18 protein-coding genes are annotated in these 18,610 nt (G+C 68.9%); 14 read left to right on the top strand and 4 right to left on the bottom strand.

Translation table 11 applies throughout. The features are described from left to right. Window positions 1-2 precede the first annotated feature (2 nt). The gene (locus ACZ5PO_RS26215) at window positions 3-788 is read right to left on the bottom strand and encodes an N-formylglutamate amidohydrolase (protein ID WP_464184983.1); all 786 of its coding nucleotides are present in this window, start codon (window positions 786-788) and stop codon (window positions 3-5) included. 201 nt (window positions 789-989) lie between these two features. After that, window positions 990-1,841 (bottom strand): LysR substrate-binding domain-containing protein, encoded by an 852-nt coding sequence (locus ACZ5PO_RS26220; protein ID WP_464184984.1) that lies wholly within the window; start codon window positions 1,839-1,841, stop codon window positions 990-992. Window positions 1,842-1,948: 107 nt separating this feature from the next. On the opposite strand from ACZ5PO_RS26220, the gene ACZ5PO_RS26225 reads away from it, so the two are divergent. From ACZ5PO_RS26225 to ACZ5PO_RS26290, 14 genes are all read left to right on the top strand, one after another. Next, complete coding sequence (locus tag ACZ5PO_RS26225) at window positions 1,949-3,391, top strand: flavin-containing monooxygenase (RefSeq protein WP_464184985.1); 1,443 nt, start codon at window positions 1,949-1,951, stop codon at window positions 3,389-3,391. Beyond that, complete coding sequence (locus tag ACZ5PO_RS26230) at window positions 3,388-4,431, top strand: ABC transporter substrate-binding protein (protein ID WP_464184986.1); 1,044 nt, start codon at window positions 3,388-3,390, stop codon at window positions 4,429-4,431. Before ACZ5PO_RS26225 ends, ACZ5PO_RS26230 begins: the two co-directional genes overlap by 4 nt. 37 nt (window positions 4,432-4,468) lie before the next feature. Next, window positions 4,469-5,257, top strand: coding sequence for an ABC transporter ATP-binding protein (locus tag ACZ5PO_RS26235; protein ID WP_464184987.1), 789 nt, complete (start codon window positions 4,469-4,471; stop codon window positions 5,255-5,257). Then, window positions 5,250-6,080, top strand: coding sequence for an ABC transporter permease (locus ACZ5PO_RS26240; protein ID WP_464184989.1), 831 nt, complete (start codon window positions 5,250-5,252; stop codon window positions 6,078-6,080). Before ACZ5PO_RS26235 ends, ACZ5PO_RS26240 begins: the two co-directional genes overlap by 8 nt. 147 nt (window positions 6,081-6,227) lie before the next feature. Beyond that, window positions 6,228-6,611: a RidA family protein gene (locus tag ACZ5PO_RS26245; protein ID WP_464184990.1), complete on the top strand. Its 384-nt coding sequence runs from the start codon at window positions 6,228-6,230 to the stop codon at window positions 6,609-6,611. Window positions 6,612-6,623: 12 nt separating this feature from the next. Continuing rightward, on the top strand, window positions 6,624-7,100 hold the full coding sequence (locus ACZ5PO_RS26250; RefSeq protein ID WP_464184992.1) for a cupin domain-containing protein: 477 nt from the start codon (window positions 6,624-6,626) through the stop codon (window positions 7,098-7,100). 71 nt (window positions 7,101-7,171) lie between these two features. Next, the gene (locus tag ACZ5PO_RS26255) at window positions 7,172-7,984 is read left to right on the top strand and encodes an SDR family NAD(P)-dependent oxidoreductase (RefSeq protein WP_464184993.1); all 813 of its coding nucleotides are present in this window, start codon (window positions 7,172-7,174) and stop codon (window positions 7,982-7,984) included. Window positions 7,985-8,034: 50 nt separating this feature from the next. Further along, window positions 8,035-9,198, top strand: a complete 1,164-nt coding sequence (locus ACZ5PO_RS26260; RefSeq protein WP_464184994.1) for a CaiB/BaiF CoA transferase family protein — start codon at window positions 8,035-8,037, stop codon at window positions 9,196-9,198. Window positions 9,199-9,210: 12 nt separating this feature from the next. After that, the gene (locus ACZ5PO_RS26265) at window positions 9,211-10,395 is read left to right on the top strand and encodes a trans-sulfuration enzyme family protein (RefSeq protein WP_464184995.1); all 1,185 of its coding nucleotides are present in this window, start codon (window positions 9,211-9,213) and stop codon (window positions 10,393-10,395) included. Window positions 10,396-10,402: 7 nt separating this feature from the next. Continuing rightward, entirely contained in the window at window positions 10,403-11,134 is a 732-nt protein-coding gene (locus ACZ5PO_RS26270) for an enoyl-CoA hydratase/isomerase family protein (RefSeq protein WP_464184997.1), read from the top strand. Next, window positions 11,131-12,501 (top strand): MmgE/PrpD family protein, encoded by a 1,371-nt coding sequence (locus ACZ5PO_RS26275; protein WP_464184998.1) that lies wholly within the window; start codon window positions 11,131-11,133, stop codon window positions 12,499-12,501. Before ACZ5PO_RS26270 ends, ACZ5PO_RS26275 begins: the two co-directional genes overlap by 4 nt. Next, window positions 12,498-14,249: an FAD-binding protein gene (locus ACZ5PO_RS26280; protein WP_464184999.1), complete on the top strand. Its 1,752-nt coding sequence runs from the start codon at window positions 12,498-12,500 to the stop codon at window positions 14,247-14,249. Before ACZ5PO_RS26275 ends, ACZ5PO_RS26280 begins: the two co-directional genes overlap by 4 nt. After that, window positions 14,246-14,638, top strand: a complete 393-nt coding sequence (locus ACZ5PO_RS26285; protein WP_464185001.1) for a 2Fe-2S iron-sulfur cluster-binding protein — start codon at window positions 14,246-14,248, stop codon at window positions 14,636-14,638. Before ACZ5PO_RS26280 ends, ACZ5PO_RS26285 begins: the two co-directional genes overlap by 4 nt. Before the next feature lie 39 nt (window positions 14,639-14,677). Continuing rightward, window positions 14,678-16,327: a hypothetical protein gene (locus tag ACZ5PO_RS26290; protein WP_464185002.1), complete on the top strand. Its 1,650-nt coding sequence runs from the start codon at window positions 14,678-14,680 to the stop codon at window positions 16,325-16,327. 37 nt (window positions 16,328-16,364) lie between these two features. Here the strand turns inward: ACZ5PO_RS26290 and ACZ5PO_RS26295 are convergent, their stop codons facing one another. Then, window positions 16,365-16,808: an SRPBCC family protein gene (locus ACZ5PO_RS26295; protein ID WP_464185003.1), complete on the bottom strand. Its 444-nt coding sequence runs from the start codon at window positions 16,806-16,808 to the stop codon at window positions 16,365-16,367. 9 nt (window positions 16,809-16,817) lie between these two features. Continuing rightward, window positions 16,818-17,843, bottom strand: coding sequence for a class I SAM-dependent methyltransferase (locus tag ACZ5PO_RS26300; protein WP_464185004.1), 1,026 nt, complete (start codon window positions 17,841-17,843; stop codon window positions 16,818-16,820). Window positions 17,844-18,610: the final 767 nt, after the last annotated feature.

Consider the following 18,610-nt stretch of genomic DNA (forward strand, 5'->3'; position numbering starts at 1 on the left):
GGCTAGCTTGGCTGCACGGCAGCCGCCAGCTCGCCGTACGCCAAAGTCAACAAGCGCACGAAGCGTGCCGCCCAGGCGCGCTGGCCGTCGTCGTCGGCGATCAGGTCCTGGCGAATCTCGATGGCGATGTGATGCAGGCCGCGGCGCTCGCCGTGGACCGGGATGGTGTAGTCGGACGCGTCGCTGACGCTGTAAGGCTCGTTGTCGCCCACGACCAGGCCGTCCTCGCGCTCGAGCAGCGCCATCAGCGGGGCGGCGAAGCGCCGGTCGCGATTATAGAGCAGGCCGGCGTGCCAGGGCCGGGTGATCCCCTTGAACACCGGGGTGAAGCTGTGCATGGCGATCAGCGCGACCGGCCTGTCTGCTTGCTGTCGCGCGTCGAGCTCGGCGGCAATCCGATCGTGATAGGGCTGGAAGATCTCGCGCACGCGAGCGGCCTGCTCGCTCGCGCCGATGCGGGTATTGCCGGGGACGGGCGTCGTCTCGCTGACGGCCGGCATCGACGTCTCGGCGTCCGGCGGGCGGTTGCAGTCGACGATCAGTCGCGAATAGTTCTGCTGGATCAGCGTGGCATCGAGCGCGTCCGCCATGTGGCGGCAGACGCCGGCGATGCCGATGTCCCAGCCGATGTGACGCTCCCATTCGTGCTCCGGAAGGCCGAGGCGGCCGAGCGCCTTGGGAAACGCCTTGTCCGCATGATCCGCGACGAGCAGCAGGGGCGAAGCGCCGTCCGGATTGCGCACCGTCACCGGTGCCGGCTCGTCGCCTGCCAGTAGTCGTTCGGTCACCTTGAGAAATCCGTGGCGGGCCTGTGGGGAGGGCGGGCAAGGTCCTGCTTGCGAAGCGCAACCTCGCCTTTATGGCGCGATCCGCCGATCGAGGCGAGCGGCGTGTTGTCGCTCGCGCCTGCGCCGGGCGCACCGCGTCCGAGCTCGGCCTTAGGCGGTTGCACGGAGGGTAACAAGCCGCCCCGCACGTTGCAGTGCGCCCTAAGCCTTGTCGCCGTAGGAATCCTTCAGGCTGTCGAACAGCCGGTGCGCCGTCGGGTGGGCGTTCAGGCTCGCCAGGTAGAGATAGAAGCTCACGTCCGGCAGCGGCGGCAGGCCGTCGGCGCCGCCGAGCACGCGGAACGCCGGCTCGAGCGTCTCGATGGAGCGGGTGGTGACGCCGACGCCGGCCCGCACCGCCGCCTTGATGCCGGAGAGCGAGCCCGAGATGTGGGTGATGCGCAGCGGCACGCCGGCCGCTTCCAGCGCCTCCAGCGCGATATTGCGGAACAGGCTCGGCTCGTCGTGCAGCACCAGCGGCACGGGCTCGTGCCGCAGCAGCTTGAAGTCGGCAGCCGCGAGCCAGACGGCCGGCGCGGTGCGCAGCCGCAGGCGCGGGTGGCCGGCTTCGTCACGTGTCGAGATCGCCATGTCGATCTCGCCCTGGCGCATCGACTGCATCAGGAAGGCGCTGCGCGCGATGTGAATGACGACGCGCACCCCGGGGTACATGGTCGAGAAGCGGCGCAGCAGCCCGGGCAGGATGGTCTCGGTCGCATCGTCCGGCGCGCCGAGGCGGATTTCACCCGTCACCGCCGTGGCCACCAGCGAGGCGAAGGCCTCGTCGTGCAGGGCGAGGATGCGGCGGGCGTAGTCCAGCAGTTTGATGCCGTCCTCGGTCAGCTTCTTGGCGCGACCCTCCTTGCGGAACAGCGGCCGGCCGATGCTCGCCTCCAGCCTCTGGATGCGCTGGGTGATGGCGGGCTGGCTGCGATAGACGCGCCCGGCCGCCGCCGCAAACGAGCCCTGGTCGACGACAGTGACGAACGTGCGCAGGGCTTCGAGGTCTAGCATCGGCATGACACATAAATTTTGTTGAACCATTCTCGTTGTAAAACTGTCTTGCTGCACTGCAAGGGGTTGCTAGCATCAGGGGGTATTGCGATGAGGCCCCCGCCAAGATGTCGTCGAGCGCCGGACAGCTGAACCAACGACGCGCCGCCGTCATCGGCGCTGGTCCGGCTGGTCTGGTCACCGCAAAGATCCTGAAAGACGAAGGTTTCGCCGTCACGATCTTCGAGAAGGGTTCTGCGGTCGGCGGAACCTGGGTCTACGACAACGATAACGGCAGGAACTATCTCTACCGCAGCTTGCACATCAATACGTCGCGGACACTGACCGCCTTCCAGGGGCTGCCGTTCGACGATGCCACCCAGCGCATCCCCGACCATCGCGATATGGCGCGCTATCTGGCGGCCTACGCCGATCACTTCGGCTTAAGGGCGCTCGTTCGCTTTCACGCCGAGGTCACCGCGCTGCGGCCGGCCGCCGGCGGCGCGAGCGGCTCGGGCTGGACGGTTGCGACCGGGGATGGCGGAGAAGAAAATTTCCATGTCGCGGTGGTCTGCACCGGTCCGTTCTCCCGTCCCGCACACGCGGAGGAGCTGAGCGGCGGCTTCACCGGCACCTACCTGCACGCGTCGGCCTACCGGGCGCCGGAGCCGTTCGTCGGCAAGCGCATCTGCATCGTTGGCGCGGGCAACAGCGGCGTCGACATCGCCAGCGACGTCTGCGCCACGGCGGCGCGCACCGTGCTGGTGGCGCGGTCGCCGGTGTTCATCATGCCGCACACGGTGTTCGGCCTGTCCATCGGCGACATCAAGGCGCGCTACCTGCAGCACCGCCTGCTGCCGGCGGCGTTCGGCCGCCGGGTGCTCGGCTGGCTGGTGCGCGCCGTGCACGGCCGCATGACGTCGCACGGGTTCAAGCCGGCGATGCACCGGGTGCATCCGACCATCAGCTCCACCATCGTCCAGGACATCCTGTTCGAGCGGGTGGGGGTGAAGCAGGGCATCGCCGGCATCGACGGCCAGCGCGTCACCTTCGTCGACGGCACCAGCGAGACGTACGACTGCCTGATCGCGGCGACCGGCTTCGTGAGCGAGTTCCCGTTCCTGCCCCAGGACGTGGTCCCGACGCCCGGCCATCGGCTCGAGCTCTACAAGCGCATCGTGCCGCCGGACCGGCCGGGGCTTTATTTCGTCGGCATGATCGCCCTGGACACGCCGATCAACTACGCCTGCGAACGGCAGGCGCAATGGATCGCCGAGATCGAGCGGGGCGGCGTCGCGCTGCCCGATGCGGACGAGATGCGGGCCGACATCGCGGCCAAGCGGCGCTGGGTGGCTGACGAGTTCGGCCCGAGCATGCGCCACAGCCTCCAGGAAGACAGTGTCCGCTACTACGGAGAGCTCGCCCGCGCCCTGCGCCAGGGCCGTCGCCGGCATGCGGCCCGCCTGCGGCGCAGCACCCGCGCGGCGGCGCCCGACGCTAGGGACCGCCCTGGCCCGCCGCACGCAACCTTGCCCCTCAGCCAACCCACGTCCCGGAGATCCGTCCCATGAGCAACGTCGTCGTCCGAACCGCAGCGGCATGGACGCGCAAGCCCGCGGCCGTTCTCGGGCGCCGCGCGCTGCTGGCGCTGTCCCTTGCGGCGCTCGGCCTGGGGCCGGCGGCGGCCCAGGCGCCGACGCCGGTGACGATCCGCGTCGACGTCTTCTTCTACGGCTCGCACGTGCCGATCCTCTACGGCATCGTCGACGGCATCTATAAGAAGCACGGCCTCGACGTGACCGCCCAGACCGGACGCGGCTCGGCGACGACGATCCAGACCGTGGCCGCCGGCACCGACCAGTTCGGCTTCGCCGACGGCGGCACGCTGGTGAAGTTCGCGGCCCAGGGGCTGGCGGCCAAGCAGATCGTCGGCATGCTGCAGACCAGCCCGGCGGTGATCCTGGCCATGCCCGACAGCGGCATCAAGGAGCCGAAGGACCTGGCCGGCCGCAAGGGCGGCTTCGGCAACGGCTCGGCGCCCGAGCAGCTGTTCGCCGCCTTCCTGAAGGTGACGGGCGTGGACGGCAGCGGCATCCAGCGCGTCGGTGTCGACATCCCGACCCGCGACAGCCTGTTCCTGCAGAAGCAGACCGATTTCAGCTTCGGCTACACGGTGACGCAGCTTCCCCTGATGGAAGAGAAATGCGCCTGCAAGCTCAACGTCCTGGCTTATCCGAAGTACGGCCTGAACCTGGTCAGCAACGGCATCATCGTCAGCACCAAGTATGCGTCCGAGAACCCGGATGTGGTGAAGCGCTTCGCCCAGGCGACCGCCGAGGCGATCGACGCTGCCAAGGCGAGCCCGGAGAAGGCGATCGACGCCTTCTTCGACTACGCCAAGGGCACCCAGATCAGCCGCGCCGTGATCACCAAGCAGTGGGAAGAAACCGTCAAGCTGCTCGCCACGGACGCCACCAAGGGCAAGCCAACCGGGGTGATGGACACCGGCGATTGGCAGAAGACCATCGATCTCCTGGTCGAATACCAGGGGCTGCCCAAGGATTCCGTCAAGCCGGACGCCATCTTTTCCAACCAGTACCTCACCAAGTGAGGGGTCGGACGGCTCTCCGTCGCAACGAGGCCCATGGATGAACGCTGCCGCGCCCTTCATCGACATCCGCTCCGTGACCAAGCGGTACGGATCGGCCGACGGCGGCGGCGTCCAGGCGCTGTCCAGCGTGTCGATGCGCATCGAGGAAGGGGAGTTCGTCTCGCTGCTCGGCCCCAGCGGCTGCGGCAAGACCACGCTGATGATGATCGTCGCCGGCCTGGCCGCGCCATCCCAGGGCGAGGTCCGCATCGGCGGCCGACGCGTCGACGGCCCGTTCACCGATCTCGGCATCATCTTCCAGAACGCTGAGCTGCTCGATTGGCGCACCGCCCTGCAGAACATCCTGCTGCAGATCGAGATCCGCAGGCTGCCGGTCAGGGATTATCTGGCGCAGGCCCGGCAGTTGCTGGCCAATGTCGGGCTGAAGGACTTTGAGCAGAAATATCCGGACGAATTGTCGGGCGGCATGAAGCAGCGCGTCGCCCTGTGCCGGGCCCTGGTGCACGATCCGGACATCCTGCTGATGGACGAGCCGTTCGGCGCCCTCGACGCCATGACGCGCGATCAGATGAACGCGGACCTGCAGCGGCTGTGGCTGGAGAGGCGGAAAACCGCCATCCTGGTGACGCACAGCATCGCCGAGGCGGTGTTCATGTCGGACCGCGTCATCGTGATGAGCGCCCGGCCCGGCACCATCGCCGAGGACATCACCATCGATCTGCCGCGCCCGCGGCCGCTGGAGATCCGCGATAGCCCCGAATTCAACGCCTACACCGGCCAGATCCGCCACATCTTCAAGCAGCTCGGGGTCTTCGGCAATGACTGACGCCAGCATCCGAGCCCAGCCGGCGGAGGCCGCGGTGCGCGACGGGAAAAGCCTGCTGCGCCGGCTCGTACCGCTCGCCACGGTGTTGGCGCTGCTGCTCGTCTGGGAGGGCGCGGTGCGGGCGTTCAGCATTCCCGTGTTCATGCTGCCGCCGCCGAGCGCCATCCTGCACGAGGTCGTGGCCCAGCACGCCTTCTTCCTCAAGCACGCCATCGCCACCGCGTGGGCCATCATCCTGGGCTTTGCGCTGGCCGTGATCGTGGGCGTGCCGATGGCGACGCTGATGGTCTATTCCAAGACCTTCAGCGAGGCGATCCAGCCGGTGGTGATCACCGCCCAGGTGCTGCCGAAGGTGGCGCTGGCGCCGCTGTTCATCGTCTGGTTCGGCTTCGGCCTGCTGCCCAAGGTGATCATGACCTTCCTGATCGCCTTCTTCCCGATCGTCATCGACACGCTGACCGGGCTGATGGCGGTGCGCCCGGAGAGCCTGATGCTGATCCGCTCCATGGGCGGCAACCGCTGGCAGTCGTTCTGGAAGGTGCGCCTGCCGACGGCGCTGCCGAGCATGTTCGCGGGCCTCAAGGTGGGCATGACCTTCGCCGTCGTCGGCGCCATCGTCGCCGAGTTCGTCGCCTCCGATTCCGGCCTCGGCTACGTGCTCGTGGAGGCCCGGGCCAACCTCGCCATGGTGACGGTGTTCGCCGCCATCTTCTGGCTCATCGCCATGGGCTTCGCCTTCTACTACGCCGTCGAGTTCGCCGAGCGGGCGCTGATGAAAGGGCGCAACCGCAAGCGCGGGCATGAACTGGGCGCCGGGCTCTAGAGCATGATCGCCCGCGGGCGGTGCGGCCCCTTGGATAAGATCATGCCCGAAAACAACGACTTGGAGCGAAATGATGACTCACGACGAGATCGTCCCGCTCCAAGTCGCGCCGATCACAGCAGCTTCGATTGAATGGGAGAACGGACCATGCAGGTCATCAAGACCGAGATTCCGACGATGCCGCCGGGGCCCTTCTCCCAGGCGGTCAAGCACGGCGGCATCGTCTACGTGGCCGGCCAGGTGGCCTACGACGGCGTCGCCGGCAAGCCGCAGATCGGCGACATCAAGGAGCAGACCCGGCTGGTGATGAAGAACCTCATCGCCGTGCTGGAGGCCTCGGGCAGCTCGCTCGACCGGATCATGAAGCTCACCTGCATCCTGCCGAACTTTCCGACCGACTACATCGGCTTCAACGAGGCCTTCAAGGAGTTCTTTCCCGGCCCCGCGTATCCGGCGCGCACCACCATGCAGGCCGGCCTGCTCGGCGGCTTCCTCGTGGAGATCGAGGCGATCGCGCTTTGTGACGATTGAGGAGGACGGGCGATGAGCGACGAGACGTTCTACGAAGGCCTCATGCGCCGGCAGGCGGAGACCTACACCTACAAGGGCAAGCTGATCATCCGCGCCAAGGACGTGCAGTGGCATACCAGCCCGCAGGGGCGTAACGCCGTCGTCGTCGATGCCTCGACCGGCATGGAGGCGCGGTCGTTCGGCACCATCATCACCGAGATCGCGCCGGGCGGTCAGTCGGGTCTGCACCAGCACACGTTCGAGGCGGCGGCCTACGTTCTGGAAGGCCGCGGCCGCGAGATCGTCGGCGATGAGGCCTTCGACTGGGATGTGGGCGACACCTTCTACCTGCCGCCCAACGTGCCGCACCGGCACATCAACCGCGACCGGCACAAGCCGGCCCGCATCCTGCAGATCGAGGCGTGGCCGCTGACCATCGCGCTCGGCATCTCGCGGCTCGACCAGTTCGAGCCAGCGGGTCCGGCCCCCGCCGAGATCTACGACACCTGATCATAGCCAAGGCCCCGCGCCAGGGCGGCTCGCCGCCTGCGCCCGGCCGCCCAATCCCGATGGGAACGCCCATGAGTCACTCCGCACGCCTGAGCGGCAAGGTCGCCCTGATCACCGGCGCGGCCAACGGCATCGGTGCCGCCACCGCCGAGCTTTTCGCCGGGGAGGGCGCCGCCCTCGGCCTCATCGACAAGGACGCCGAAGGGCTGGCCAAGCTGGCCGATCGGCTCGCTGCCACAGGCGCCAAGGTGCACGGCCTGGCCGGCGATGTCACCGATGCTGCGGCCATCAAGCAGGTCGTCGACGAGACCGTAGCGCGCTTCGGCCCGGTGACGGTGCTCGTCAACAACGCCGGGGTGACGCTGACGCGGCCGTTCATGGAGACCACCATGGCCGACGTCGACTTCCTCGTCGGCGTCAACCTGAAGGGGCTCGTGCTGGCCAGCCAGGCGGTGATCCCGCACATGGCGGCGGCGGGAGGCGGGGCCATCGTCCACGACGCCTCCAATGCCGGCATCGTCGGCCGTCCCTGGCAGCCGTTCTACGGCGCGACCAAGGCCGGCATCGTCTCGTTGACCAAGTCGATGGCGCTGGCGCACGCCCGCGACAACATCCGAGTCAACTGCATCTGCCCGGGCTCCATCGACACCCCGATGCTGCGCGGGGCGCTCGCCTCGTCCGGCAACTTCGACCAGAACTGGCGGCGGACGGCGATGGTGATCCCGCTCGGGCGAATCGGTGCCGCCGACGACATCGCCTATGCGACGCTGTTCCTGGCCTCGGACGAGGCGAAGTACATCACCGGCGTCGCCCTTCCCGTCGACGGCGGCCGCACTGCCGGCGTGCCCGAGGTCTCCCACCTCACCATGGAGCAGCAGGGCTGACCAGCGGCCCCGTCTCTCGCCTTGTTCTCCAACCGGTGACAGTTGTGTCGATGCAAGCACTCTCAGATATCCGCGTCGTCGAGTTCTGCCAGATCGCCGCCGGCCCGTTCGCCGGCATGCTGCTGGCCGACATGGGCGCCGACGTCGTCAAGGTCGAAGCGCGCGACGGCGACGGCATGCGCCAATGGCCGCCGCAGAGCGGCGGCTACTCCGAGAATTTCGCCTCGCTCAACCGCAACAAGCGCTCCGTCGTCCTCGACCTCAAGGATCCCGAGCAACTGGCCCGCGCCCGCGCCCTCTGCCTCGGCGCCGACGTGGTGATCGAGAACTTCCGGCCCGGCGTGATGAAACGCCTGGGCCTTGGATTCGAGCAACTGAAGGCCGCAGCGCCCGGGCTCGTCTATTGCTCGATCTCCGCTTTCGGCCAGAGCGGCCCGCGCGCCCAGGAGGGCGGCTTCGACGTCACCATCCAGGCGATCGGCGGGGTCATGAGCGTCACCGGCGTCCCCGACGGCGAGCCGGTGAAGTGCGGCGTGCCGGTCAGCGATTTCGCCGCCGGCCTCTATGCCGCCTATGCCATCGTCTGCGCGCTGCGGCGCGTCGCCGGCGGGGAGGGCGGGTGCCACATCGACGTGCCCATGCTCGGCACCACGCTCGGCATCGCGGCGCTGCAGGTGAGCGAGTATTTCGGCAACGGCACCGACCCGAAAAAGCTCGGCTCGGCGCACCCGCGCAACGCGCCCTACCAGGCCTTCCGCTGCGCCGACGGCTATTTCGTCATGGCCGCCGGCAACAACGACCTGTACCGGCGGGCGTGCGAGGCCATCGGCCGCACCGAGCTGATCGACGACCCGCGCTTTGCGACCCCGACGCTGCGGGCCAAGCATCAGGTCGAGCTCAAGGACCTGCTGGAGACCACCTTCGCGACCATGACGGCCGAGGTGTGCCTCGAGCGCATGAATGCCTCCGGCGTGCCCTGCGCACCGATCAACACCTATTCGCAGGCGCTCGCCGATCCCCAGGTGGCCCACTACGGCTGGATCCAGCCGATGACGCTGCCGGGCGGCGCGGCGACGCGGGCCTTCACGCTGCCGGTCAGCATCGACGGCGAGGGCTTTGGCGTCTATCGCCGGCCCCCGGCCCTGGGCGAGCACACGGACGAGGTGCTGGCCGAGCTCGACGGCGCCCGCCGGGGCGCCGTGGCGGCACGCTGAGGCGATCCCGTCGTGTCCGACCGACCCACCCCGCTGCGGCCGAAGTCCCGCCTGATCCACAGTGGCCGGCCGCAATCGGGCGGGCCGGTCAATCCGCCGATCGTCCGGGCCAGCACCATCCTGCACGGCTCGGTCGAGGAGGTGCGCCAGGCCGAGGCGGCACGGGCCGCCGGGCAGCGGGTGCAGACCTACGGGCGGCGGGGCACGGACACCGGCTACGCCCTGGAGGACGCGCTGATCGCGCTCGAAGGAGGCGAGGGTGCGCGGCTGACCGCCTCCGGTCTTGCCGCCAACGTGCTGGTGTTCACGGCCTTCCTCAAGGCGGGCGATCATGTCGCCGTGTCGGACGGAGTCTACGGGCCGGTGCGGCGCTTCGTCGACCGCGTCCTGCCGGGGCTCGGCGTCGCCTACGACTATTTCGCCGCGGATGGCTCCGACGCCGCCGACGTGCTCAGGCCGCAGACGCGTCTCGTCTACGCCGAATGTCCGGGCTCGGTGCTGTTCGAGGTGCTCGACCTGCCGCGCCTCGCCGAGCTGGCCCACGGCCACGGCGCCATCGTTGCCGTCGACAGCACCTGGGGCTCGGGCTGGACCTATCATCCGCTCGCGCTTGGCGCCGACGTCTCGATCCTGTCGGCGACCAAGTATCTGGCAGGCCACTCGGACGTGCACCTGGGCGCCGTCGTCGCCAATGCTGCAGCCTGGCCGGCGCTCGACGCCATGGCCGATCTCACCGGTGCCGCCGCCTCGCCCGAGGATGCCTACCTGGTGCTGCGCGGGCTGCGCACGCTCGCCGTCCGCATGGCCGAGCACGAGCGCAGTGCCCGCGTCCTGGCCGGCTGGTTCGCAGGCAAGCCCTGGGTCAGCCGCGTGTTCTTTCCGCCGGACACCGACCATGCCGGCCACGCTCTGTGGCGGCGCGACTTCTCCGGTGCCTGCGGCCTGCTGTCCGTGGAGTTCGGCGGTGTCGACGAAGCCGCGGTCGCGGGCTTCCTCGACCGGCTGACGCTTTTCGGGCTCGGCTCGTCCTGGGGTGGCTTCGAGAGTCTGGCGCGCCTGGAGCATGCCGCCTCCCTGCGCAGCGTCTCGCCGGCGCCCGCCGGGCCCGTCGTGCGTTTTCATGCGGGCCTGGAGGACGTGGCCGACCTGATCGCCGACCTGGACGCGGCGGCCGCCGTCCTGCCGGGCAGGGGGTGAGGCGGCCATGCTGGATCTCGAGATCGCCGACGGACTGGCCACCATCACGCTGAAGCGCGCGGCGCGCGGCAATGCGCTGTCGGCCGAGCTGGTGGAGCAGATGCTGGAGACGCTGCCGCGTGCCTGGAGCGACGCGGCCGTCCACACCGTGCTGCTGCGCGGCGAGGGGCGTCACTTCTGCACCGGCTTCGATCTGGGCGACCTCGACCGGGCGAGCGACGGCGACCTGCTGCTGCGCTTCGTGCGCGTCGAGCAACTGCTGCAGGCGGTCTGGCACGCGCCGGTGCGCACGGCGGCGGTCGCGGCAGGGCGCACTTGGGGGGCAGGCGCCGACCTCTTCGCCGCGTGCGACGTGCGCATCGCCGCTGCCGAGACCCGCTTCCGCTTTCCCGGCGCCGGCTTCGGCATCGTCCTCGGCACGCGGCGGCTCGCGGCCCGCGTCGGCGAGGACACCGCCCGGCGCTGGCTGCTCGCGTCGGCGGAGGTCGTGGCGCCCGAGGCGCGGGACGCGGGGCTGGTCACCGACATCGTCGCGGCGGACGCCTGCGCGGCCTGGATCGCGGAGCGCCTGACGCCGCCGCGCATCGTGCCCCGGGTCGTCGACGCCCTCCACGCCGCCAGCCGCACCGACGGCCGCGATGCGGATCTCGCGGCGCTGGTCCGCTCGGCGGCGTTGCCCGGGCTGCGCGATCGCATCGCCGCCTATGCTGCCGGCGCCCGCGCGGGGGACAGCCGATGACCGCCGGACCGGTGCTGGCGCGGCTCGGCGCCTGGGCTGCGGGCCTTGCGGCGGCCGACCTGCCGGAGGTGGTGGTCCACGCGGCGACGCGGTCGATCCTCGACACGGTGGGCGTCGGGCTTGCCGGCGCGAGCCGACCGGTCACGCGCGCGGTGATCGAGACGATTGCTGCGGAGGCGGCACTGGGGCGGTCGACGGTGCTCGGCACGTCGCTCAGGCTGCGTCCGCTGGGGGCGGCGCTGATCAACGGCACCGCCTGCCACGCCCTCGACTTCGACGACACCTGTTATGACGGCATCGTCCACGCCTCCTGCGTGATCCTGCCCGCCGTGCTCGCCTGCGCCGAGGAGCAGGACGCCACGGGCGGCGACCTGCTGGCCGGCTTCGTGGCCGGATCCGAGATCACCTACGTCCTGGGCCGGGCACTGCCGGGCATCTTCTGGCAGGGCTGGTGGACCACCTCGCTGCTCGGCGCCGTCGGCGCGGCGGCCGGCGCGGCGCGCACGCTCGGGCTCGATGCGGAGCGGACGACGCACGCCATGGCCATCGCCTCCTGCTTCACCTTCGGCCTGAGGACGCTGCTCGGCACCGACGCGACGGCCGTCGGGGCCGGCTATGCGGCCGAGGCCGGCGCGCGCGCGGCGCTGTTCGCGGCCAAGGGGCTGCGGGGGCCAGTGGCGACGTTCGAAGGGGATCTCGGCATCGCGCGGATGTTCAACCGCGGGGCGGTCGATGCGGCGGCCTTCGATACGCTGGGTCATGACTATGCGCTCGCCCGCGACGCCATCGCCTTCAAGGCCTATCCGGCCTGTTCGGGCACGCAGGCAGCGGTGCAGGCGGTGGGCGAGCTGATCGCCGAGCATGGCCTGTCCGCCGCCGCCGTGGCGCGCGTGCACTGCCGCGTCACGCCGCTGGTCGCGGAAAACCTGCGCTATCCGCGGCCGGCGTCGCTGACCGAGGCCCAGTTCAGCCTGCCGTTCGCCATCGGCTGCCAGCTGCGCTTCGGCGCCTTCGGGCCGCGCGAGCTCGCCGACGGCGTCCTCGACGACGCTGGCCTCGCGGCCCAGATGGCCAAGGTCGAGATGCTCCGCGACGATGGTCTCGTCGGCTCGGCCGATCGCGAGCGTTGGCCTGAGGCGGCCGAGGTCATGATGACGCTCGCCGACGGACGGACGCTGCGCCGTTTTGTCGGGGCGGCCCGCGGCATGCCGGATGCGCCGATCAGCGACGCCGATCTCGACCGCAAGTTCATCGCCTGCGCCGACGAAGCGCTCGGCTGCGACGACGGGATCGGGCTGCTCGAGCGCCTGCGTGATCTCGAGCGCGTGTCGCAGGTGCGCGATCTGTTCGCGGGAGCTGTCCCATGAGCGCCACCAGCGCCCTCAAGAGCGTCGACGTCGCCGTGATCGGCAGCGGCGCGGCCGGATTGCTCGCCGCCACCGAAGCGGCGCTCAACGGTGCGCGCGTCGTGGTGCTGAGCAAGGGCCAGGTCGGCCGCTCGGGAGCGACCGCGACGATCACCGGCGACATCTCGGTGGACGGCGCCACCATCAAGCGCCTGGGCTTGGCGGGCGATGCGACGGACAGCGTCGAGGCCTTCTACGACGACACCATCGCCGGTGGTGCGGAGCTCAACGATCCGGCACTTGCCAGGGCCATGGTCGAGGAGGTGGGCGCCGAGGTCGCCCTCCTGATGCAGGCCGGGCTCAAGGTGGTCGGCATCGGCCACGCGCCGGGCCACCGTCACCCGCGCGGCGTCCTGGTGTCGGGCATGCAGATGCTGCAGATCATGACCCGGCAGGCGATCAAGGCCGGCGTGCTGTTCCGAGACGAATTCTACGCCAGCGACATCCTGCTCGACGAAGCCGGGGCGGCCGCCGGCGTCGCCGGGGTCGACCTGCGCACCGGCCGCTGCGCCGGCGTCGCGGCCGCGTCCGTCGTCATCGCCACCGGCGGCGGCGCCATGGCCTATCCAATCCGCACGGCGCCGGAGGAGCTGGTCGGCGACGGCTACCGCATGGCGATCGAGGCCGGCGCCGAGCTGATCGACATGGAGATGGTGCAGTTCCTGCCGTGCTGCCTTGTCGATCCGCCGCTGTGGCGCGGCATCCAGTTTCCCTGGATCATCGGCCCGCAGAGCGGCACGCGCGCGTGGCTGCTCAACCGCTACGGCGAGCGCTTCATGGCCCGCTACGACCCGGAGCGGATGGAGATGTCGACGCGTGACATCATCTCCATCGCCTGCGTGCGCGAGGCCAACGAGGGGCGGGGCGGGCCGGGCGGGGGCGTGTTCATGTCGTGGGCCCACCTGCCGCGCGACATCCTGGACTTCCTGCCGCAATGGTACGGCAAGCCGCTGCTGCGCGCCGACTGGCACTGGGAGGGCTTCGATTTCGGCCCGCTGGTCGAGCGCATTCGCCAGGGCTATGCGGTCGAGGTCGCCCCTGCCAGCCATTTCCACATGGGCGGCATCCGCATCGATCCGGTCGGCGCGACGCGGGTCGCCGGCCTCTATGCCTGTGGCGAGGTGGCCGGCGGCGTCCATGGGGCCAACCGTCTGTCCGGCAACGCGTGCAGCCAGTTCCTGGTGCAGGGCCGCCGCACCGGCCGGGCCGCGGCGCTCGGTGCCCGCGAGCGGGAGGGCAGGGTTCCCGGCGAGCGCTGGCAAGATGCCGTGGCGCGCATCGAGCAACCGCTGCACAAGCATCAGGGCCTCCCCGCCCATGAGGTGATGGAGCGGGTGCAGGCGATCGCCCGCCAGGCCCTCAACGTGGTCCGCACCGGCGAGGACCTGGAGCAGGCCTTGACCGACATCCGCGCGATCCGCACGCAGGAACTGCCGGAGCTCAGCTGCCCGGACGACGATCGGCGCTACAACCGGGGCTGGATCGACGCATTGGAAGCCCGCAGCGCGGTGCTCACCGCCGAAGCCATCGCGCTGTCCGCCCACGAGCGGCGCGAGAGCCGCGGCGCCCACTTCCGCGCCGATCATCCGGGCCGGGACGAGCGGTTCGTCGGCAACGGCGTGCTGTCGCTCGCCGACGGCGCGCCGGCCTATGCGCTGCAGCCCGTGCCCGGCGCCGCGGCGCGCCAATCCGCCGGAGCCGGCCGATGAGGATCACAATCGTGCGCCACCGGCCGGAGGCGGCCGAAGCACGCCGCGACAGCTTCGACCTGCCGGACCTGGGGCCGACCAGCATCAGCAGCGCGCTGCAATACGTCGCTCGGCACATGGATGCGAGCGTCGGCTACTATCTCTCGTGCCGGCGCGGCATGTGCGCCTGCTGCGTCGTGCGGGTCAACGGCCGCATCGAGACGGCCTGCGTCGTCCCGGTCGCCGACGGCATGGTGATCGAACCGGTTCGCCGTGACCTGCTCGTTTCGGACACGGTGATCGATCTCAGCATGGCGCGCGACGCCCGCTTCAGCTTCGACGACGACGAGGATGTGGCTGGCAACTGCCGGAAAGACCAGGTTCCACAATACGATGGAGACCGGCGTTGAATCAGATCCACATCCTCCGGAACTGACGGAGCCGCCTGCATGATGACCCTGCACGCGGACTGGCGCTATCTCGAGCAGGAGCTCGGCTGCGGCCTGCGCGATCGCTTTCTGATGCCGGTGCGCTCGTTCGACAACGCCAAGGCGGTGGCGCCGTTCCTGCTCGAGGACGGCCTTCGCCGCACGGCGCTGTTCGTGCACGTCGAGAAGGGCAACGCCGAGGCGGCGATGCTGTCGCCGGCCATCGGCCGCGCCTTCTACCGTCCCTACTTCAGCTTCGTCGACGGCGAGGGTCCTCCGGCGGTCTACGCCACCTTGACCGATGCGCTGAAGGACCTGGCCCAGGGGCGACGCGCCCTGAAGCTCGACGCCGAGCTGCCGGTGGCCGTCGGTGCCGAGTTGGCCCGCTCATTCGACGTCTGCCACGAGGCCTTCGCCGAGCCCGGCCCGGTCACGGTACGCGAGGTGGCGCCCGGCGAGGTGACGGCCGCCCTGGCGGCGTGGCGGCCGGCGGCGGCCGGTGCCGCCCGGCAGTTGCTCGAGCGCTCGCCGGTGCGCGAGCGGCTGGCTCCCTACCTTGATCCGCACCCGGATGATCGGTTCGTCCGCCTCGACGCCACCTTGCAGGTGGCGGGCATCGACACCCTGGTCCTGACCACGGCCCTGAACATCCAGGAAGTCGCCGGCGTGCCGATGCGCGCCAAGTCACGGCCGCTCGCGGCGTTCTATCGGCCGGGCGGCCACATCCGGGTGGTCGAGGCCGGCACGGCGGCGGACGGGCGCAGCTTCCCGAGCGCACGTGCCGCGCTCGACGCGGTCGCAGGCGGCGGGCGCTTCGCCTGCGAAATGGACGACATCGGGCTTGGCCTGTTCACCGCGCTTGCCCTCGACACGCGCGAAACGGTGGCCGCCGACACCTTGCTGCGGCGCTGGCGCGATCACGGCACGCAACCGGATCTCGCCTTCTACGTCATCGCCACCCGCGCCTCGGCGCGCGCCATCGAGCGGGCGCTCGCCTTCGCCGACGAAGCGGTGACCGCCGGCCGCGCCATCACCGAGATGGACGCCTACCAAGTCTATCTCGACACGCTGCACGCGACCGTGGCCGCGCTGCTGCCGGAGCTGCGGGTCGCGCGGACCCTGACCAATTTCCATAGCGGCGCGCGCACCATCTTTCCGGCGATGCCGGCCGCGTTCCCCGTGACGGCCGCCGCCAATACCCTGAAGATCGATGCCGGCTGCCTGCTGTTCGATCCGGGCGGCGTGCTGCTGGGCTGCTCCGATATTGCCCGCACGCTGGCCTTCTCAGACGGGGGGCGGGAGCTTTACGACCGCTTCGAGCGGGGGGTGCGCGAGGTCATGGTGCCTGCCTGCGCGGCTCGCCGGACCGGCGCCGAGATCCACGCGGCCGGCGTTTCGGCGCTCTGGGGCGAAGGCAAGCCCGTCGGCAACCCGCTCTTCGTCGATCTGGCGGATCCGGTCGGCGCCTATGACCGCGATGTCGGCCATCTGCTCGGCAAGAACAACCTGGCACACCTCACCTTCACGAGCCGCTCAGACGAGCAACTGCGCGAGGGCATGATCGCCTGTTGCGAGTACCAGTGGCCGATCGCCAGCCACGCCATCGCCTACGAGGACACCTGCCTGGTCACGCCCGATGGCGGCCTCAACCTGACGTCCGACGAAGACTAACCTGCCGCCGGCTGGGCTCGTGCGATGAGCCGGCCCTTCACGAGCGCTCGATCTTGGCTTTCAGCCGTCGCAAGCTCAACGAGAGAACCGCCGTGATGAACGGCCTGAGGAGACAGGCGCCGAAGATCTTTCCCGCTATCCCGTAGCGGACCGCTATCCGGATGTCCCAGTCGAGCCACACCCGGTCGCCGGAGGCGGGGCGGACCGTGACGGTGGCGTTCCAGGCCTTGATGAACCAGGGAGGGTCGAGGACGTAGAGCGAATACCTCTCGTTGTCGATCCATTCCACGAACCTCTCGCGATAGGACTGGCCGGTGAGGATGGTGACGATCTGCTCCGTGCCCACGCCCGGCCGCTGGGCTTGGACGGCAACACGTTTCTCTCCGTAGAACCATTCCGGCATCCGTCCGAAATCGACCGCCCGATTCCACACACGTTCGCGGCTGCCGTCGATCTCGATGCTCCGTTTGATGACGACCATGCGTTGTCGTCAGGCCGGCGCGAAGAGGAAGCACATTTGGTTTGCGAGCGCGTTGGTGGCTTCTTCCGCCACGATAAAGCCTTCCCCCGCAAACAATCCCTTCCACTCCGCCGGCGTACGGATGGTCTGAAGCGACAGCCCATGGACAAACTTCAATTCCGGAATCGGCGTATGCCGCTGGCGCCGGACCTCGTCGCTGGATTTTCCCATCAGGTCGGTCAGCATAATTCGTGCGCGGGGAAACGCCTGTCGCACATTTTCGAGGATGCTTTTGATCTGTGCCTTGTCGAATTCGTGAAGCACGAACATGAACGAAACAACGTCGATGGAACGCCTATCAAGCCTTTGGTCGACACTGGCCAGATCAAAGATATCTCCGACGACCAGCGCCACCTCGTCGCGCTCGAAGCCCCGCGCTCTTCCCTCTTCGATGGCGGCCACTGAATGGTCCATGCCATACAATTTGCCGGGGAAGCCATGCTTGGCGAGAAAGAACAGGTACTCGCCCGTTCCGCAGCCGACGTCGATGAGGTCGTGCGCGCCGGCCCGCTGCAGCACCCGATGGGACAGTCCGTATGAGAAGGTCGAGGTGAGCTCGGCGCTCGCGATGGCATCATATCGGTCGTCTCTGGCCAGTTCCCGGCCATAGACGGACTGCCGGCGCAGCAATTTGTGCAGGTTCTCGGCGGGGGCCTGGTAGGCGCCGCAGGCGTACATGGCTGCAAGCAGTGATTCGAACTGCTTGCGATTTTTGGCTCTGTAAACAGTCTTGGACGGCCGCGCCAAAATGTTGAGCTCGTACATATACTCGCAAATTGTTTCAAGAGTCGTCGTATCGAGATCCTGACGGTCCGCTATGTCGAGGCCGGCTTCCGACAATAGCAATCCATTCAAGTTGCATGTCTCCAAGGCCAACAAGGCGTGCATCAAGGCGAAGCCCCTCGCATGGGTCCTCAGCTGCCTGGAGTTGCGCAGCAGACGGGCGCTGCCCTGCCAGCCGGCAATCCAGATGATTTGGGCGATCTCCCCGAGCATTGGGACCCCCCTGACTCCCATTTGCTGGGCCATGGCCGGCTTGGCTCCGCGTCTTTCCGCGACCGTAGCACGCGAAGCGTTGGCGCGGCAAAGGCGTGGGGGTGGGCGCGACGCTTCGGCGGTTGCGGCGAGCGCCGGCGCCCGGAGGCCGCCGGCTGACGCCCGAACTCCGAGACGGCAAAGAGCGTCTTGCCGATGTTGCTATCGCTGATGCGGTGTCGACGATGGCATCGACGGCGAGCGAGTCCACCGCGTCACCTCGCCTGAACCTGCTTTCGCCCGATGCGCCAGCCCCCGGGCGAGCAGCGAGGGCATGCGCCGTGGAACCTGATAGAACGCGGCCGCTGCCGGAGAACAGCGGCCGCGCCGCTCGTCGCTTGGGTTGAGTGATTGCTGAAGCAATCCGCTGCTGCTTACCAGAAGGTGATCGATTTATCGAAATATAGCTAAAATCATTAATAGCATCAGATCTTAATGCTGTAATACAATCATATTATTTGGCATAGCAGGAAAGGCCTGAAGGTAACTTCGGAACGATTCTAAATTTAGCAAGGTAACAGATGACGCTCCGGTAATCCTCTGCGAAGCTCGTTAAGCTGATAACGAGCGATGGTTGCTCTACTCGCGCGTGGACAAGCGGATAGAGCAACCCGATCCGCCATGGCGTCCCGCAATCCGGCAATCGCGACAAGCGCAATCGGCTCGCTCTCGAGGAGCGAGCTTAAGCCCGTTGATCGAACGACTTCTGTTGGTTGTTCGAGCGGCGA

The sequence above is a fragment of the Chelatococcus sp. KU-N122 genome (assembly GCF_055391085.1).

What these genes read in the sequence shown, in the direction of transcription:
- ACZ5PO_RS26220 (WP_464184984.1), bottom strand. Translation starts at nt 1,841, where the DNA reads ATGCTAGACCTCGAAGCCCTGCGCACGTTCGTCACTGTCGTCGACCAG.
- ACZ5PO_RS26225 (WP_464184985.1), top strand. Translation starts at nt 1,949, where the DNA reads ATGTCGTCGAGCGCCGGACAGCTGAACCAACGACGCGCCGCCGTCATC.
- ACZ5PO_RS26230 (WP_464184986.1), top strand. Translation starts at nt 3,388, where the DNA reads ATGAGCAACGTCGTCGTCCGAACCGCAGCGGCATGGACGCGCAAGCCC.
- ACZ5PO_RS26235 (WP_464184987.1), top strand. Translation starts at nt 4,469, where the DNA reads ATGAACGCTGCCGCGCCCTTCATCGACATCCGCTCCGTGACCAAGCGG.
- ACZ5PO_RS26240 (WP_464184989.1), top strand. Translation starts at nt 5,250, where the DNA reads ATGACTGACGCCAGCATCCGAGCCCAGCCGGCGGAGGCCGCGGTGCGC.
- ACZ5PO_RS26245 (WP_464184990.1), top strand. Translation starts at nt 6,228, where the DNA reads ATGCAGGTCATCAAGACCGAGATTCCGACGATGCCGCCGGGGCCCTTC.
- ACZ5PO_RS26250 (WP_464184992.1), top strand. Translation starts at nt 6,624, where the DNA reads ATGAGCGACGAGACGTTCTACGAAGGCCTCATGCGCCGGCAGGCGGAG.
- ACZ5PO_RS26255 (WP_464184993.1), top strand. Translation starts at nt 7,172, where the DNA reads ATGAGTCACTCCGCACGCCTGAGCGGCAAGGTCGCCCTGATCACCGGC.
- ACZ5PO_RS26260 (WP_464184994.1), top strand. Translation starts at nt 8,035, where the DNA reads ATGCAAGCACTCTCAGATATCCGCGTCGTCGAGTTCTGCCAGATCGCC.
- ACZ5PO_RS26270 (WP_464184997.1), top strand. Translation starts at nt 10,403, where the DNA reads ATGCTGGATCTCGAGATCGCCGACGGACTGGCCACCATCACGCTGAAG.
- ACZ5PO_RS26275 (WP_464184998.1), top strand. Translation starts at nt 11,131, where the DNA reads ATGACCGCCGGACCGGTGCTGGCGCGGCTCGGCGCCTGGGCTGCGGGC.
- ACZ5PO_RS26280 (WP_464184999.1), top strand. Translation starts at nt 12,498, where the DNA reads ATGAGCGCCACCAGCGCCCTCAAGAGCGTCGACGTCGCCGTGATCGGC.
- ACZ5PO_RS26285 (WP_464185001.1), top strand. Translation starts at nt 14,246, where the DNA reads ATGAGGATCACAATCGTGCGCCACCGGCCGGAGGCGGCCGAAGCACGC.
- ACZ5PO_RS26290 (WP_464185002.1), top strand. Translation starts at nt 14,678, where the DNA reads ATGATGACCCTGCACGCGGACTGGCGCTATCTCGAGCAGGAGCTCGGC.
- ACZ5PO_RS26295 (WP_464185003.1), bottom strand. Translation starts at nt 16,808, where the DNA reads ATGGTCGTCATCAAACGGAGCATCGAGATCGACGGCAGCCGCGAACGT.
- ACZ5PO_RS26300 (WP_464185004.1), bottom strand. Translation starts at nt 17,843, where the DNA reads ATGCTCGGGGAGATCGCCCAAATCATCTGGATTGCCGGCTGGCAGGGC.